This is a genomic window from Mariniflexile sp. AS56 (assembly GCF_030552475.1).
Classification (GTDB): domain Bacteria; phylum Bacteroidota; class Bacteroidia; order Flavobacteriales; family Flavobacteriaceae; genus Mariniflexile.
The window spans coordinates 353,744-370,838 of sequence record NZ_JAUPED010000001.1; the positions used below are offsets into that span (position 1 = coordinate 353,744).

Here is a 17,095-nt window from a genome sequence, read left to right on the forward strand (position 1 = left end):
TGCGGCATACCTTTTATTCGTCCATAGGGCGCATTAAGCCTTCTTGCGCTATAGACGCTACTAATTTCCCGTCTCTAGTAAAGATATTACCTCGAGCAAAACCTCGGGCATTAGATCCACTTGGAGACTCCATAGAATATAGCAACCAATCATCAAAATCGAAATCTCTAAAATACCACATAGAATGGTCTAAACTAGCTGTTTGTGTATTACCCCAATGCGCCTTACTGGCGTGCGGGTAAAGTGCCGAACTAAGAATGTTATAGTCTGAAATATAGGTTAATATTTGCTGTTTCTTAGCCAAATCTAGGTTTTTAGCATCCCCCTTCAACTTAAACCAAACATCACTAAATGGTGGTAAATTTTTCTTATCTAACGGATTTACAATTTCAGTAGGTTTAAATTCAACCGGCCGTTCAATTTCAAAAAAGGCTTTAAGACCTTTAGGTAAGAAATCGCCCATTTGCTGAAGAATATCAGTCCAACTCAACAAATCTTCTGGTTGTTTTAAACCAGACTTCATAGGTATTTGATGGTTATAACCTGCTTCTTCTTTATGAAATGAGGCCGACAGTATAAAAATAGTTCGTTCCTTCTGGTGTGCTGTAACACGACGTACCGAGAAACTACCACCATCTCTCACAATACTCACATTGTAAGTAATAGGCAAATCTAAATTCCCTGCTTCTAGAAAATACGAATGCATAGAATGCAACACCCTATCATTAGTAATAGTTCTGCTTGCCGCGTGAACCGCTTGCGCGAGTACCTGACCACCAAAAACAATGGGGCTACCAATAGTTTTACTCACACCATTAAATTCGGTTTCGCTAATTTCATCTAAAATCAACAGATTTAATAAATCGGATACTGAAGTCATTTATTTCTTTTATTACAAATATATTAAGAACTGCACGATAACATAGAACAACCTACTTTATGTCGTGCCCAATCAGGACGTTTTGCAAACCATTTTTCGTGCTCTGGCTGCTCATTATAAGGGTTTTTAAGTAATTGAAATAAGGTGTCAATTAATTTATAGTCGCCTTTATCCGCATCATCTATGGCCAATTGTGCCATATAATTACGAAGCACATATTTAGGGTTAACCCTGTTCATTATTTCTTTTCTTTCTTTGGAATTTGATTCCTCTTGCAATAAACGTTCTGCGTAACGCTGAAACCAAGTGTTCCATTTTCGCTGAATTTCTTCGGTAATTTCTGTCGAAATATAAAAGGCCTCTTTAATAATTTCAAATCCTTCTGACGCTTTTTCGTTGTTGAAATCACTCAATTTACGAAAGAAAATAGTCATATCCGTTTCAGCTAGCAATAAGTTATCTTCTAATTTCTGAATTAAATCAGCATCCAAAGCGTCTTCAGTTTCCAGCCCTAATTTAGAACGCATCATCGCCAAAGATTTCAACTCAAAATCAACTTTATACTGGTCTAAAACACGTTCAAGCGCTTCGGTTTCTTCAATTAAAGGATACAGCGCATTGGCTAATTTATATAAATTCCACAAGCCAACGTTTGGTTGGTTGCCGTAACGATAACGTTTATGTTGACGATCGGTTGTGTTGGGTGTCCAGCCATAATCGAAGCCTTCCAACCAACCATAAGGTCCATAATCGATGGTTAAACCAAGAATAGACATATTATCTGTATTCATGACACCATGCACAAAACCAACACGTTGCCAATGCACAATCATTTCTAAAGTACGCGAAGCAACCTCTTTAAAAAAGCCTAAATAAGTTTCTTTCGAAGGCGCTCCTAAATGACTAAAAAAATGTTTAATAGTATAATCTACTAGTGTTTTTAGCGTACCTACATCTTGTCTAGAGGAAAAAATCTCGTAACTACCAAAGCGTAAAAAGGAAGGTGCTACTCGGCATACAATAGCTCCTTTTTCATAATCGGGATTCCCGTTGTACAACACATCGCGCAACACTTGGTCGCCAGACAATGATAAGGACAAGGCCCTGGTTGTTGGCACTCCTAAATGAAACATGGCTTCACTACACAAATATTCACGAATGGAAGAGCGTAACACCGCTAGGCCATCGGCAGTTCTAGAATATGGCGTTTCTCCAGCGCCTTTTAATTGCAGTGCCCAATGCTTATTATTGTGCTCAACTTCTGTTAGGTTTATGGCGCGTCCATCACCCAATTGTCCTGCCCAATTTCCGAATTGATGTCCTCCATAGCACATCGCATACGGTTTTGTATTTGGCAACACATTATTCCCTGTAAAGACCTTTAGAAAAGCGTCGCTTTGCGCTTCTTCTTTTGAAATACCTAACGCATCCAACATCTCAGGAGACACATGTACCAACTCTGGCTTTGCCGTCTTCTTAGGCGTCACATAGGAAAAACAAGCTTTTTCAACCTGTCTCCTGCCTTTTTCCGGAATCGGATCTGCTGGTAATTCTTTATTAAAGGTATCTTTTATATTGAGTTTCATATTTACTATTTAAACTTATAGGATTCTAAAGCACCTAAGGTTTACTTTAATTTGTTTGCATGCAGTTCACGTAACTTTGCCAATTTAGGCATTATTACAACATGACAATAAGCTTCCGCTTTGTTATTCTTGTAATAATCTTGGTGATAGTCTTCCGCTTTAAAAAATTTCTTGAACGGACTAATTACTGTAACAATAGAATCATTGAAATAGCCTCCCATTTCTTCAATAACAGTTTCTGCTATTTTCTTTTCTGTTTCATCCTGATAAAATATTACTGAACGGTATTGTGTCCCAACATCACCACCCTGTTTATTCAACGTTGTTGGATTGTGAGTTGTCATGAACACAACTAATAGGTCTTTATATGAAATACACGCTGAGTTGAAGACAACTTGAACCACCTCTGCATGCCCCGTTAATCCCGACCGAATTTCTCGATAGGTTGGGTGACCTGGCACGTTACCTCCGGAATAACCAGACTCTACAGTTTCAACACCCTTTAGTGCTCTAAAAACAGCTTCTGCACACCAAAAACAACCACCTCCAAACGTGGCGACTTGTCTATTTTCAAGAGACATTACTTAGCGTCCGCTCCCGCTTCCAACACCATCGATTCTGAATTAACACAATAGCGCAACCCGCTAGGTTCTGGACCATCTGGAAATACATGGCCTAAATGGGCATCGCAGGCATTACACATCACCTCAACGCGCACCATTCCAAAAGCTGTATCTCTTTCATATTTAATCGCATTGGGTTTTATAGGCTGCGTAAAACTTGGCCAACCTGTACCTGAACTAAATTTTATGGTAGAGTCGAATAACGGCGTATCGCAACACACACAATTATATTTCCCAGCATCATGGCTACTACAAAGCGCACCACTATGCGGCCGCTCTGTGCCCTTTTGACGAGCAATTCTAAATTGTTCTGGCGTTAATTGAGATTTCCATTCATTTTCTGTTTTTTCAACACGTTTGTCTGGAGTTGGATTTCCTTTTACGGAAAAGTTGATAACTTCTTTCCAAGTAAGCATAATACGGGTTCCTTTCTTTTAAAATAATTATAAAATACTTTTCAATGCTATTTAAGTCGTTTCTAACACTTCAACCTAACACGCTTTGATTACTAACACCACTTATCACATTATATAAACTGGCAACAATCAATATAAGGAATTTAGCGAAAGGCGTCTTTATAAAATGGTTATTAAATAAAAAATCTATAATTTAAAAAAGATCTGTTCGAACTCCTTTAAATTATAGATTAAAATTTAGCTCTTATTAAAAGCCTATGTCATTGACAAGTTCTTATTTATTACCTTTTTGGTAATCTAATAAAAACTGTGCTAAACCACTATCTGTTAATGGGTGTCTTAATAAGCCTTTGATAGCTGATAAAGGACCTGTCATCACATCACTTCCTAATTTAGCGCAATCTATAATGTGCATGGTGTGACGCACTGAAGCTGCTAAAATTTGAGTTTGGAACCCGTAGTTATCATAAATTAATCTGATTTCTGAGATTAAATTTAAACCATCTGTAGAGATATCATCTAATCTCCCAATAAATGGAGATACATACGTAGCACCTGCTTTTGCTGCCAATAAAGCTTGACCTGCAGAAAACACTAAAGTGACGTTAGTTCTTATTCCTTTATCTGAAAAGTATTTACATGCTTTAATACCATCACCAATTAATGGTAATTTCACTACAATTTGAGGATGTAAAGCCGCTAAAGCTTCTCCTTCTTTCACCATACCTTCAAAATCGGTAGCGATTACTTCGGCACTTACATCACCTTCTACAAGATCACATATTTTTTGATAGTGCGCTAAAATATTAGCCTCACCTGTAATACCTTCTTTTGCCATTAAAGACGGGTTTGTTGTAACGCCATCTAAAACACCTAAAGCTTGTGCTTCTGCAATATCACTTAAGTTCGCTGTATCAATAAAAAATTTCATTTGCTCGTTGTTTATTGTTATTTAATTGTCAAATGTAACATCTATTACTATTTTAAATATGCACTTAAATTAGCAATAGATGTTTCATATCCTTTAGTTTAAACTGTTTTTAAATACTCTAATACTTGTTTGCTTACTTTCTCTCCTGTAAAGCCGAATTTTTCGTCTAATACATTTGCTGGAGCAGAATATCCGAAATGTTCTAATCCGAAAACTGTTCCGTTATCACCTACAAGACCTTCTAAGTTTACTGGTAAACCTGCTGTTAAACCAAATAATGGTTTGTTTTTAGGAATCACCGAGTTTTGATAGTCTTTAGACTGAAGTCTAAATACCCCTTCTGAAATTACAGAAGCAATGTTTACTTTCAATCCGTTTTCTTTTTCTAAAATTTCAGCAGCAGCAAATAAAGTAGCAACTTCCGACCCGTTAGCGATTAAAACCACATCTGGATTTTCTACTTCTTTCACTAAATACCCACCTTTTTGGGCAGCTAAAGCTTCATTATATCTTGAATTACTTTGAGGCGCTATATCCTTAATTCCTTGACGAGAAAGAATTAAACCTGTTGGTGTGTTTTTATTCTCTAAAGCCATTTTCCAAGCCACGCTAGTTTCAGCAGAATCTGCAGGACGTAACGCTAAGAAACTTGGGTTTCCGCTATGGTTTTTTAACTTCTCTAACAAACGAATTTGAGCTTCTTGTTCTACTGGTTGGTGTGTTGGTCCATCTTCACCTACTCTAAAAGCATCGTGCGTCCAAACATACTTAACACCCAATTCTTGAATACCACTTAAACGAATAGCTGGTTTCATGTAATCTGAAAACACAAAGAATGTTGCTACTACAGGAATAATTCCTCCGTGTAATGCCAATCCGTTTGCGATACATGCCATGGTTAATTCAGCAACACCTGCTTGTAAAAATGACCCTGAAAAATCACCTTTTTTAAGCGCATGTGTTTTCTTTAAGAAACCATCTGTTTTATCTGAGTTTGATAAATCTGCAGAAGACACAATCATGTTTTCTACTTTACCTGCTAAATATCCTAACACAGCTGATGACGCTGCTCTTGATGCTAAACCAGCTTTATGCTCGATAGATTCAAAATCTAATTCTGGTAATTCACCAGATAAAAAGAAATCTAATTTATCTGAAAGTTCCTTATTTGAAGCACTCCAAGATGCAATTTCTGCTTTCTTTTTAGCTGCTTGTGTTGTTTTTTCTTTTAATATATCTTTATAGAATGCTTCTACTTCTGGATATATATCAAACGGAGTTTCTGTATTTGCTCCTAAATTTATTAACGTTTTAGCGTAATCTGCACCAGATGCTCCAATTGGCTGACCGTGTAATTCACAGTACCCTTCAAACATACTTCCATCTGCAGCAACGGCACCTTTACCCATAATGGTTTTACCAATTATTAAAGTTGGTTTTTCGGTTTCGTTATTAGCATCGGTTAATGCCTTTCTTATTTCGTCATGGTTATGTCCGTCGATAGTAACAACTTTCCATCCCCATGCTTCATATTTCATGGCGGTATCTTCACTGGTTACCTCATCTGTAGATGTTGATAATTGAATATCATTCGAATCGAAAAACATAATGAAATTGCTCAACCCTAAGTGACCTGCAATTCTACCAGCACCTTGAGAAATCTCTTCTTGAATTCCTCCATCAGAAATAAAACCATATACTTTATGGTTCATCCAATTCCCAAAACGAGCTTGTAAAAATTTAGCACCAATTGCAGCACCAACACCCATAGTATGCCCTTGCCCTAGTGGACCAGACGTATTTTCAATACCTCTTTTAACATCTACTTCTGGGTGACCTGGAGTAATAGAACCCCATTGTCTAAAATTAGCAACATCATTCTTTTCATAATTCCCTAGAAGATAATACTGTGCATACATTAATGTAGACAAATGGCCAGCATCCATAAAAAAGCGGTCTCTAAAAGCCCACTCCATATCAGTTGGATCGAAATTAAAGAACTCGGAATATAAAATGTGCATAAAATCTGCACCGCCCATTGGGCCTCCCGGGTGTCCTGAATTCGCTTTTTCTACCATCGCTACAGCTAATGCTCTAATATTATCTGCCGCTTGTTGATCTAATTTTTTGTTCATTTTAATTGTTGTTAATTTTAATCGCCTGTAACTTTATATGAGTTAATCAATCTTGTTTTAAAATCGATGTGCAAAATTAAAACTTTTTATCTAAACCCTCTTATCAAATACAGGATATATATACATTAAATAGATGAGATACATTAACTTGTAGATATTTTGCTGCTATTAATAAGACACATGTATATAATTACTAATATTTTTTCGGTATTAACGGGCGCAAATATGTGATAAAATGAATATTTTCACTTGGAAAACGTTCAATTCCGGACTGTTTCAATTTCTATGGAGGTTTTAAAAACCCCGCCATCAATTGAAGCCGTAAGCTTGATATCATCATTCTTTCCGTTTGATTGAATAATAACCAAACATTTACCGTTGAATGCTTTTATTTTTTTAGCTTTAAATGAGGTTAAATTAGCTTGATAGCCATTATCCACACCCACAATTTTACCACCACCTTCAACTTCAAAATGAATTAAATTATCTGCTTTAGGCACAAAATTATTTTCAGAATCTAACATACTTACGGTTACATAAACCAAATCATAACGATCTCTTTTAACCTGTTCCTTATCGGCAAGCAATTCAATTTTTGCAACTTCTCCGGCTGTGTGAATTTCTTTTTCTAAAACCACTTTACCATTTTTTCTTGAAATAGCTTTAAGAGTCCCTGGTTGAAAATTAACCTGCCAACAAAGATGTAAATCATCACCCTGTTTAGATTTTGAACCTAAAGATTCCCCATTTAAAAACAGCTCTACTTCATCGGCATTATTATAATACGCCCACACATCGACTTCTTGACCTTCTTCCCAATTCCAATGCGGAAACACATGTAAAACAGTTTTTTTTGTCCACTCACTTTGGTACATATAGTACACATCTTTAGGAAAACCAGCTAAATCGACAATACCGAAGTACGAGCTTCTGGCTGGGTATGGATACGGTGTAGGCTCGCCTAAATAATCGAAGCCCGTCCAAACAAATAATCCAGAAACGAAATCCAATTTCTTAATTATTTTCCAAGTCTCTTCGTGTGTTGAACCCCATGGCGTCGATACTTGATCGAAGGCTGAAACCGTTAAACCTTGACTCCCTTCAAAATCTACTTCTTGGACTCTTGACCATCTTTGAATACTATCAGACGGCATTGTATAATGCCCTCTGGTTGCTAGGGCCGACATACTTTCTGAAGCAATTATTTTTGCGCCTTTAAATCTTTCGGGATATTCCTCAAGAGCATTGTGTTTATAATTAAACCCTAATAAGTCGAGCGTACCTGCCTGATAAATGAAATTTTTATCCGGTTGGTTCACTGTCAACGCACAGGTTACCGGCCTGATACTATCTAAACTTTTTACAATATCGACGAGTTCTTTCGTGATGGCTATTCCTGATTTATCAGATTGCTCACGTATTTCATTCCCGATACTCCACATAATAACGGATGGATGGTTACGGTCTCTTTTAACTAAATCTTCCAAATCTTTTTTATGCCATTTATCCCAATGCATACTATAATCGTGTGCTACTTTTTTCTTTTTCCAAACATCAAAGGCTTCATTTTGCACCATAAACCCCATTTGGTCGCACAGTTCTAACAGCTCTAAAGATGGCGGGTTGTGTGCCGTTCTTATGGCATTTACACCCATTTCTTTTAAAATAGTCAACTTTCTTTCAATGGCTGCCTTATTGGCAATAGCCCCTAAAGCACCATTATCATGATGCAAACTAACCCCTAAAATCTTTGTTGAAACACCGTTAAGCGAGAATCCTTTTTTAGCATCAAAATTAAAATACCGAATACCCATAGCGGTAGTATAATTATCTACCAATTCTGAATCTTCATAAATTCTTGTTACAATACGGTACATATATGGGTCGTCCAAACTCCAAAGTTTTGGGTTTAAAACCTCAATACCAGATTTTTTAATTAATTCCTTTTTAGGAAACAGTTTTTCCAAGGTTGTAGCTTTACCAACAATTCTGTTATTAGCATCATAAACCTTGGTTTCTAACTTAAATTTTTTAATAAGTCTAGAATCGTTTTGTATTGTGACCTCGTAATTAACTAAGGCTTTATCTTCAGTCACTTTTGGGGTTGTTACATAAGTTCCCCAATGGGCCACATGTAATTTTTCCGAAGCCACCAATCGAACACTTCTATAAATTCCAGACCCTGAATACCATCTAGAATTTGGCAATTCAGAATTATCAACTTTCACTGCAATAACATTTTCTTGTTCTCCATAATTTAGATGTTCAGACACATCATAAGCAAAAGAGATATAACCATTTGGGCGTTTCCCTAAGTAATGTCCGTTAATCCAAACCTCACTATTTTTATACACACCATCGAATTCAACTGAAACCGACTTACTTACCCAAGCTTCTGAAATGGTAAACACTTTTCGGTACCAACCTGTCCCAGCGGGTAAAGCACCACCTTGTGGTTTAGCTGGGTGCTCTTCACTAAATGCGCCTTCAATACTCCAATCGTGAGGCAAATCAAGTTTCTTCCAGTCTGAATTCTGAAATTCCAATCTCATAGCATCTGGATGGTTTCCTAGTTTAAAACTCCAATCAAAATTAAAATCTTCAACTATTCGAATGTCCTTTTCTTCGAAATTACAAGAAGCAACAATGCAAAACAGGGCACTTAATAAAGCAATACGTTTTAACAACTCTTTCATTTTTATATAGTATTAAAAATCAAATAGTTCACACGGAAGATATCTAATTTTTACTTGGTAATTATTTACAGTTAGAAACCAGATGCGTAGAGAATAATTTTCAACACACCATGATTTACTGTAAAAGTAATACTGTTATTTGAATTTTGGTAAATTCTATAGAATCAGTTTTCTGAAAAATTGAATTTTAAAGTCCGATTCCTCTAATTACAACCATATTTACCCTATTTAAAGCAGTGTTCCGTCTAGTTAAATAAAATTGAATAGCATGCTGTCATGATTTTATATTAAATTTGACCCATATCACTTCAGTGATTTACCCAAAAACACAACATCTGTTTATGTCGCAATTAATAGAAATAAAAATTAATGAATCTTCTCGTATCCCCAAATACAAACAAATTGTAGATTCTATAATTAACGATATTTCTAAAGGAAAACTAAAAATTGGAGAAAAAATTCCATCTATAAACGAACTAAGTGAATCTTGCTATCTATCGAGAGATACCGTAGAAAAAGCATACAAGCGACTTAAAGAACAAAAAGTTATAGTATCTGTTAAAGGCAAGGGTTATTATACAGCAAAGACCGATTTGATTTCTAAGATTCAAATTTTCTTTATGATTAATAAACTTAGCTCTTATAAAATGATGATTTACAATTCGTTTGTAAATAGTATTGGTATTAATGGTCATGTAACACTTTCTATTTATCACTGCGAAGAGTCTATTTTTACTAGAACTTTAGAAAAAAACCTTGGAGCTTATGATTACTATGTGATTATGCCACATTTTAAAACAGACAATTTAGGCCATACCAGCACCACCCATGTCGTTGAAGAAATGATTGAGAGAATCCCTAAGGATAAACTAATTATTATAGACAACAACCATCTTAAAATTAAAGAAAATTACGGGGCGGTTTATCAAGATTTTCAAGAAGATATTTACGTTGCGCTTCAAGAAGGCTTAAAGAAACTTAGAAAATATGACAAATTAGTTTTGGTATACCCTGTAAAATCGGTTTACCCTTACCCTTTAAGAATTGTTCACGGCTTTAGAAAATTTTGTTCAAAACACAACTTTGATTTTGAAATTCTGAATGAGATTTATGATGACATGGATTTGGATAGTAAAGATACGTACATCATTATTGAAGAAAATGATTTGGTGAATTTAGTAAGACAGGTACGCGCTAAAAACCTAACTTTAGGAAAAGACATCGGTATTATATCTTATAACGACACACCTTTAAAAGATCTTTTAGGTATTAATGTAGTAAGCACCCATTTTAAAGGCATGGGAGAAACTGCTGCCCAATTAGTTTTAAATAATAAGAAGGATAAAATTAAAAACGTATTTGAATATATAAAACGGAATTCCGTTTAACCAAACGCTTAAAATAATCACTATTTATTTTCTATAAAAAACAACAGATAGTTTCTTTGGAATCATATCTATAAAATAAAAGCAGCATTAGAATTAATTCTAATGCTGCTTTTATTTTATACCAAAACTAGATAGTAACCTTTATGCTACTATCTTTTCTATTCAAATTCTAATCTAACAACCCAAATACTCTAGGGAGCCATAAACTTAATTCTGGGAAATACGTTACCAAGAACAACACTAATATCATCGCTAAGAATAGCGGCATCAGGGGTTTAATTACTTTGCCAATAGTCGTATTTGCTACGCCTACACCAACAAACAACACCGAACCTACCGGCGGTGTACAGAGCCCGATACATAAGTTTAATACCATGATAATTCCGAAGTGAATTGGATCCATTCCAAGTTTTTGTACCACTGGTAAAAATATAGGAGTGAATATTAATACGGCCGGCGTCATATCCATAAAAATTCCAACAAATAGTAATAGTAAGTTGATTATCAATAATATAACCACCTTATTATCACTAATTCCTAATAAAGCAGAACTGATGTTTTGAGGAATATTTTCATAAGACATCACCCAAGACATACTCATAGACGCACCAATTAACAACATCACAATAGCTGTTGTTGCAGATGAGTCTAATAAAATTTCCGGAAGCGATTTGAATGATATTTCTTTATATACAAAACCTAGAATCAGGGTATATAGTACCGCAATGGCCGAAGCTTCAGTCGCTGTAAAAATCCCTGTTACGATACCACCTATTACAACCACCAACAAAAACAAACTAGGTACAGCGGCAATAAAGGTTTTAAAAACTTCTTTAAGAGAACTTTTTTCGCCTAACTTATATTTCTTCTTTTTAGCCCAAAACATGGCGACAATCATTAAAAACAATCCAGTTAGAATACCTGGAATATAACCTGCTAAAAATAAAGCTGCAATGGAGACACCTCCACTCGCCAATGAATACACGATAAGCACGTTACTTGGTGGGATAATTAAACCTGTAGTTGCTGAAGTAATATTTACAGCAGCACCAAACTCTTTTGAATAGCCTTCCTTTTCCATTTCAGGACCTAAGATGCTTCCCATAGCAGATGCAGATGCCATTGCAGAACCTGCTATAGCTCCCATTAACATGGCTCCAATAACATTTATTAATGCCAGACCTCCAGGAAGTGCCCCTACCAATGTTTTGGCAAATGCAATAAGCCTGTGCGCTATTCCTCCTTTATTCATTAATTGCCCGGAGAGGACAAAGAAGGGTATGGCGAGTAAAGCAAAACTATCGAGTCCTGTACCCATACGTTGTGAAACGGTTGTAAATGCTGCAATTGGAGAAATACTCACCAACATGGTTAACATGGCAGAAATAGCAATACTCCAAGCTACTGGTGTACCAATGGATAAAAGCAATAAAAAACTAAAAACTAATACTAGAACTGGAATATATTCCATCATAACTATTTTTTTAAAAAATCTGAAACTTTGTAATAAATTATCAACATCCCACTAATTGGAATTACCATATACACCAAGGCTAATGGTATTTGCAGTGCAGGAGAACTTTGACCTAGTAAATAACTAATATAAACCAATCTAAACCCACCAATAACCAAGGCTGTTAAAGCGAATAAAATGATTATAACATAAACCACCTTCATGATCTTTTTTTGATTTTCAGGGCTTGCTCTTGTTGGAATAACATCTATCGCTACATGCATATTACGTCCAGAAACATATGCTGCTCCAAGAATACCAATCCAAATCATTAAATATCTTGCTAACTCATCAGTAAATGAACTTGGCACACCTACAACAAACCTTGTAAATACTTGCCATAATACATTAATTACCATTACAGCCATAATGACAATAAGGGCATTACTTAGAATTTTATCAATTTTCTCTCTGAGTTCCATGTGTTTTTAATCTTTTGTTTAGTGGTTAGCTATCGCATTCATGTACCATAACTCTAAGAATCGAGTTTCTGATTATACCTGCATGATTTTGCTTAATTTATTATTTTGTTGCAATAATTTGTTTGATCAAACTACTTATTACCGGGTCGCTTTCATAACCTTCATAAATACTTGCTACTTTATCTTGAAACAATGTTTTGTCAGGTCTAATAATAGTGACACCTGCTTTTTCTACTTCATGTAATGCTTCCGCTTCAGCTTCTGCCCACAAAGTACGTTGGTAGGTTACCGATTTATCAACAGATTCTTTTAACCAAGTTTGTTCTTGTGGTGTTAATTGATTCCATGTTTGTGTTCCAACAACTAAAACATCAGGTAACACGGTATGCTCATCTAACGAATAATATTTACATACTTCATAATGACGTGATAAATAAAAACTTGGAGGGTTATTCTCGGCACCATCAACAACACCTTGTTGTAAAGAGGTATACAATTCACCCCAAGAAATTGGAGTGGCCGATCCTCCTAAAGCTTTCACCATTTCCATAGCTGTAACGCTTTCCATAACACGTACTTTCAAGCCTTTTAAATCGCTAGGCGTATTTATAGGTGTATCTTTAGTATAAAAACTTCTGCTTCCAGCATCATAATACCCCAAGCCTTTTAACCAATATTGTTCACCATCATCAAGAATCTCTTTCCCCGTAGGGCCATCCAACACGTCAAAAGAATGCTGTCTGTCACGAAACAAAAAAGGCACTCCAAAAACCTTCATTTTGGGTGCAAAATTTTCCATAACACCTACAGACACTTTAGTCATATCTAAACTTCCAATTTGTAAGAGCTCTAAACATTCACGCTCACTACCTAATTGCTGACTTGGATAAATTTGGAGTTTCATTTTTCCTCCAGATCTTTTCTCTAAATCTTTACCCATCTCAACCATCGCTTTGTGTACCGAATGATTAACATCTAAACCATGAGCAATTTTGATGGTTTTGGTTTTATTTGCTTCGCTACATCCTACCAAAACGATAGCAAGTAAAAGTGTAATAAATTTTATTTTTTGCATTTTCCTGTTGTTACTATTATGTAAGCCTTTACTTTAATGTTCTTACAGCTTTTGAAGACACTGCTTGAAGCAAATCTAACTATTTTATAATTTAAAATACTCCTTTGCGTTAAAATAACTAATATCTGCAACCATTTTCCCTATCCATTCCATATCATTAGGTAATTCACCTCTTTGCATTTCATCTCCTAATAAGTTACAAAGGATCCTTCTGAAATACTCATGACGAGGAAACGACAAGAAACTTCTAGAATCTGTTAACATACCAACAAAACAACTAATAAGCCCCATATTAGAAAGCGCATTTAATTGTTTTATCATGCCGTCTTTTTGGTCTAAAAACCACCAACCAGAACCAAATTGTACTTTACCTTTTACACTACCATCGTTAAAATTACCTATCATGGTAGCCATAACTTCATTATCGGCAGGGTTCAAGTTGTATATAATGGTTTTTGATAATTTATCTTTACTATCTAACGCATTTAAGAATGCAGATAGTTTTTGTGCTTGCGGATAATCGCCAATAGAATCCCAACCCGTATCAGGGCCTAAAATGCGATGCATACGTGCATTATTATTTCTTAAAGCACCTAAATGGAATTGTTGAACCCAACCAAACTCATGATACGTTTCACATAAAAACAATAAAATGGCACTTTGGAATTTTAGCGTTTCTTCGTTTGAAATTGTTCTCCCTTCTCTTCTTTTAGAAAAAATGGATTTTATTTCACTTTCCGTATAATTTTCAAAAGAAATTTGAGCTAACCCATGGTCACAAATTCTACATCCATTGGCGTTAAAAAACTCAATACGATTTCTTAAAGCATCTAATAAATCGCTATAAGAATTAACAGAAACACCTGCTACATCTCCAAGCGTATCTATATATTTATTATAGTCTACCGCATCAATTAAAATAGCTTTATCAGGTCTAAAAGCAGTACTTACTTTTACATTGAAATCGCTTTTAGCCAATTGCTGGTGGTACTGTAAATTATCTATTGGATCTTCAGTAGTACAAACAAATTCTGCATTTACTTTTTGAAGTAACTGTCTACAGCTAAAATCTCCAGAGTTTAATTTAGCTTGCGTTTGTTCCCAAATTCTTTCGGCAGATTTTTCATTTAACAACTCGTTAATATCAAAATATCTAGCCAATTCTAAATGTGTCCAATGATACAGTGGGTTACGCATGGTGTACGGAACCGTTTTTGCCCAACTCAAAAATTTATCTTTATCAGTCCCGTTTCCCGTCACAAATTTCTCTTCAATACCCAAAGTACGCATGGCACGCCACTTGTAATGGTCGCCATGTATCCAAACCGAATTCATATTATCAAAGGTCGTATCTTCTGCCATTTGTTGTGGCGATAAGTGATTATGATAATCTATTATAGGTTGGTTTTTTGAATAATTATGATATAATTCTTCAGCGTATTTATTATCTAATAAAAAATTATCGTGAATAAAATTTGTGCTCATTTTATATTTTTAATATTAATCTTCGTTAGAAGGTTTACCACAGACAGCCAAAATACCAATAAATACAGATTTAATTTTCATTTAATCCCCATATTTAACAAAATAGCGCATAAATGTTATACACTAAAGCCGCTAGAAATTGACAAAAACTACAAAGTTAAAATTTAATTGGACTTAGAAAAGCCACTTAAAATCAACTTTATAAATTTTTAAACCTACTGTAAATTGCCGCGGGAAATTAAACTAAAATATAACGAGTACCATCCTGTACTATCATGGAATCACCCCTTTTAATTGAAGACTATCTATTTATGAGATAATTATAGAAAACAAAAAAGCCGAATCTTTCGATTCGGCTTTTCCTTTATCAGTGCGGGCGGGGAGACTCGAACTCCCACACCTCGCGGCACCAGATCCTAAGTCTGGCGTGTCTACCAATTCCACCACGCCCGCTAAAGGAGTGCAAATATAAACAAGATTTTTAAATTGCAAACTTATAACTGAAAAAAACATTCTTTTTTTATACTTTTGAAACATTTACACAAAATTTACTATGCAAAACATACAATCTTACATTAAAGAACACAAAGACCGATTTATAAACGAACTTATAGAATTACTTAAAATTCCTTCTGTAAGTGCAGATTCTGCATACAAAAACGATGTTTTAACAACTGCACAAGCGGTTAAGGTTCGTTTAGAACAAGCAGGTTGTGATACCGTTGAAATTTGCCCAACCCAAGGCCACCCCATTGTGTATGGCGAAAAAATAATTGACAAAAACCTTCCAACCATATTAGTTTATGGTCATTACGATGTACAACCACCAGATCCTATCAATTTATGGGACTCACCGCCTTTTGAACCTGTAATTAAAAAAACAGATATACACCCTGAAGGTGCTATTTTTGCACGAGGCGCTTGCGATGATAAAGGGCAAATGTACATGCATGTGAAAGCCATGGAGTTTATGACCGCTACAAACCAACTACCATGCAACGTAAAATTCATGATTGAAGGTGAAGAAGAAATTGGCAGCGCTAATTTGGCAACCTTCGTTAAAGCCAATCACGACAAACTTAAAAACGACGTGATTCTTATTTCTGACACTGGCATGATTGCCAACAATGTCCCATCCATTACTACGGGATTACGCGGACTAAGTTATGTTGAAGTAGAAGTTACAGGACCCAACCGCGATTTACATTCAGGTTTATATGGTGGCGCTGTGGCAAACCCCATTAACGTCATGGCTAAAATGATTGCATCTTTACACGACGAAAACAATCATATTACCGTACCCGGTTTTTACGATAAGGTTGAAGAACTATCTGCTATAGAACGTGCAGAAATGGCAAAAGCCCCTTTCAGCTTAGACGCTTATAAAAAAGCTTTAAATATAGACGCTGTTTATGGAGAAGCCGATTACACCACCAACGAACGTAATTCCATTCGCCCAACTTTAGATGTGAATGGTATTTGGGGAGGCTATACTGGCGAAGGTGCTAAAACTGTTATCGCGAGTAAAGCTTATGCTAAAATATCGATGCGTTTAGTACCACATCAAGATTGGGAAGAGATTACAGAACTATTTAAAACCCATTTTGAAAGTATTGCCCCAAAAGGCGTTACTGTAAAAGTTAGTCCGCACCACGGCGGACAAGGTTACGTAACCCCTATTGACAGCATTGGCTACCAAGCTGCATCAAACGCTTATCAAGATACATTTGGAACAAAACCAATACCACAACGAAGCGGTGGAAGCATTCCTATAGTCTCTTTATTTGAACAAGAATTAAAAAGCAAAACCATTTTAATGGGCTTTGGTCTAGATAGCGACGCTATTCACTCTCCAAACGAGCATTTTGGTGTTTTTAACTATTTAAAAGGCATCGAAACCATTCCTTTATTTTATAAATATTTCACCGAACTTTCTAAGTAATTA

Annotated in this window: 13 protein-coding genes and 1 tRNA gene; 2 read left to right on the forward strand and 12 right to left on the reverse strand. The window is 35.6% G+C overall.

Annotated features, from left to right (window positions below):
• Positions 1–13 precede the first annotated feature (13 nt).
• The 7 genes from Q5N74_RS01600 to Q5N74_RS01630 form a co-directional block, all read right to left on the reverse strand.
• On the reverse strand, positions 14–880 hold the full coding sequence (locus Q5N74_RS01600) for an acyl-CoA thioesterase II (RefSeq protein ID WP_304386926.1): 867 nt from the start codon (positions 878–880) through the stop codon (positions 14–16).
• A gap of 23 nt (positions 881–903) precedes the next feature.
• A complete protein-coding gene (locus Q5N74_RS01605) occupies positions 904–2,466 on the reverse strand; it encodes a YdiU family protein (RefSeq protein ID WP_304386928.1) in 1,563 nt (520 codons plus the stop codon).
• Positions 2,467–2,507: 41 nt separating this feature from the next.
• Positions 2,508–3,047: a peptide-methionine (S)-S-oxide reductase MsrA gene (msrA, locus tag Q5N74_RS01610; protein WP_304386940.1), complete on the reverse strand. Its 540-nt coding sequence runs from the start codon at positions 3,045–3,047 to the stop codon at positions 2,508–2,510.
• Positions 3,047–3,505, reverse strand: a complete 459-nt coding sequence (msrB, locus tag Q5N74_RS01615) for a peptide-methionine (R)-S-oxide reductase MsrB (protein WP_304386941.1) — start codon at positions 3,503–3,505, stop codon at positions 3,047–3,049. Before msrB ends, msrA begins: the two co-directional genes overlap by 1 nt.
• A 274-nt stretch (positions 3,506–3,779) precedes the next feature.
• Entirely contained in the window at positions 3,780–4,436 is a 657-nt protein-coding gene (gene fsa, locus Q5N74_RS01620; protein ID WP_304386942.1) for a fructose-6-phosphate aldolase, read from the reverse strand.
• A gap of 98 nt (positions 4,437–4,534) precedes the next feature.
• The gene (locus Q5N74_RS01625; RefSeq protein WP_304386943.1) at positions 4,535–6,571 is read right to left on the reverse strand and encodes a transketolase; all 2,037 of its coding nucleotides are present in this window, start codon (positions 6,569–6,571) and stop codon (positions 4,535–4,537) included.
• Positions 6,572–6,831: 260 nt separating this feature from the next.
• Positions 6,832–9,267, reverse strand: a complete 2,436-nt coding sequence (locus Q5N74_RS01630) for a sugar-binding domain-containing protein (RefSeq protein ID WP_304386945.1) — start codon at positions 9,265–9,267, stop codon at positions 6,832–6,834.
• A gap of 341 nt (positions 9,268–9,608) precedes the next feature.
• Between Q5N74_RS01630 and Q5N74_RS01635 the strand changes: the two genes are divergently transcribed.
• Positions 9,609–10,655 carry a GntR family transcriptional regulator gene (locus tag Q5N74_RS01635; protein WP_304386946.1) on the forward strand — a complete coding sequence of 349 codons (1,047 nt, stop codon included), beginning with the start codon at positions 9,609–9,611 and terminating at the stop codon, positions 10,653–10,655.
• Positions 10,656–10,824: 169 nt separating this feature from the next.
• Here Q5N74_RS01635 and Q5N74_RS01640 read toward each other — a convergent pair whose 3' ends face one another.
• The 5 genes from Q5N74_RS01640 to Q5N74_RS01660 all read right to left on the reverse strand — a co-directional run bounded on the left by Q5N74_RS01640 (position 10,825) and on the right by Q5N74_RS01660 (position 15,603).
• Positions 10,825–12,126: a TRAP transporter large permease gene (locus Q5N74_RS01640; protein ID WP_304387170.1), complete on the reverse strand. Its 1,302-nt coding sequence runs from the start codon at positions 12,124–12,126 to the stop codon at positions 10,825–10,827.
• Positions 12,127–12,131: 5 nt separating this feature from the next.
• The gene (locus Q5N74_RS01645) at positions 12,132–12,590 is read right to left on the reverse strand and encodes a TRAP transporter small permease (RefSeq protein ID WP_304386947.1); all 459 of its coding nucleotides are present in this window, start codon (positions 12,588–12,590) and stop codon (positions 12,132–12,134) included.
• 100 nt (positions 12,591–12,690) lie between these two features.
• Positions 12,691–13,665: a TRAP transporter substrate-binding protein gene (locus tag Q5N74_RS01650; RefSeq protein WP_304386948.1), complete on the reverse strand. Its 975-nt coding sequence runs from the start codon at positions 13,663–13,665 to the stop codon at positions 12,691–12,693.
• A gap of 84 nt (positions 13,666–13,749) precedes the next feature.
• A complete protein-coding gene (uxaC, locus tag Q5N74_RS01655; protein WP_304386949.1) occupies positions 13,750–15,150 on the reverse strand; it encodes a glucuronate isomerase in 1,401 nt (466 codons plus the stop codon).
• A gap of 371 nt (positions 15,151–15,521) precedes the next feature.
• Positions 15,522–15,603, reverse strand: a tRNA-Leu gene (locus Q5N74_RS01660).
• Positions 15,604–15,703: 100 nt separating this feature from the next.
• Between Q5N74_RS01660 and Q5N74_RS01665 the strand changes: the two genes are divergently transcribed.
• Positions 15,704–17,092, forward strand: coding sequence for a dipeptidase (locus tag Q5N74_RS01665; RefSeq protein ID WP_304386950.1), 1,389 nt, complete (start codon positions 15,704–15,706; stop codon positions 17,090–17,092).
• The last annotated feature ends 3 nt before the right edge of the window (positions 17,093–17,095 follow it).

Coding starts and splice junctions, on each gene's coding strand:
- Q5N74_RS01600 (WP_304386926.1), bottom strand. CDS start 880: ATGACTTCAGTATCCGATTTATTAAATCTGTTGATTTTAGATGAAATT.
- Q5N74_RS01605 (WP_304386928.1), bottom strand. CDS start 2,466: ATGAAACTCAATATAAAAGATACCTTTAATAAAGAATTACCAGCAGAT.
- msrA (WP_304386940.1), bottom strand. CDS start 3,047: ATGTCTCTTGAAAATAGACAAGTCGCCACGTTTGGAGGTGGTTGTTTT.
- msrB (WP_304386941.1), bottom strand. CDS start 3,505: ATGCTTACTTGGAAAGAAGTTATCAACTTTTCCGTAAAAGGAAATCCA.
- fsa (WP_304386942.1), bottom strand. CDS start 4,436: ATGAAATTTTTTATTGATACAGCGAACTTAAGTGATATTGCAGAAGCA.
- Q5N74_RS01625 (WP_304386943.1), bottom strand. CDS start 6,571: ATGAACAAAAAATTAGATCAACAAGCGGCAGATAATATTAGAGCATTA.
- Q5N74_RS01630 (WP_304386945.1), bottom strand. CDS start 9,267: ATGAAAGAGTTGTTAAAACGTATTGCTTTATTAAGTGCCCTGTTTTGC.
- Q5N74_RS01635 (WP_304386946.1), top strand. CDS start 9,609: ATGTCGCAATTAATAGAAATAAAAATTAATGAATCTTCTCGTATCCCC.
- Q5N74_RS01640 (WP_304387170.1), bottom strand. CDS start 12,126: ATGGAATATATTCCAGTTCTAGTATTAGTTTTTAGTTTTTTATTGCTT.
- Q5N74_RS01645 (WP_304386947.1), bottom strand. CDS start 12,590: ATGGAACTCAGAGAGAAAATTGATAAAATTCTAAGTAATGCCCTTATT.
- Q5N74_RS01650 (WP_304386948.1), bottom strand. CDS start 13,665: ATGCAAAAAATAAAATTTATTACACTTTTACTTGCTATCGTTTTGGTA.
- uxaC (WP_304386949.1), bottom strand. CDS start 15,150: ATGAGCACAAATTTTATTCACGATAATTTTTTATTAGATAATAAATAC.
- Q5N74_RS01665 (WP_304386950.1), top strand. CDS start 15,704: ATGCAAAACATACAATCTTACATTAAAGAACACAAAGACCGATTTATA.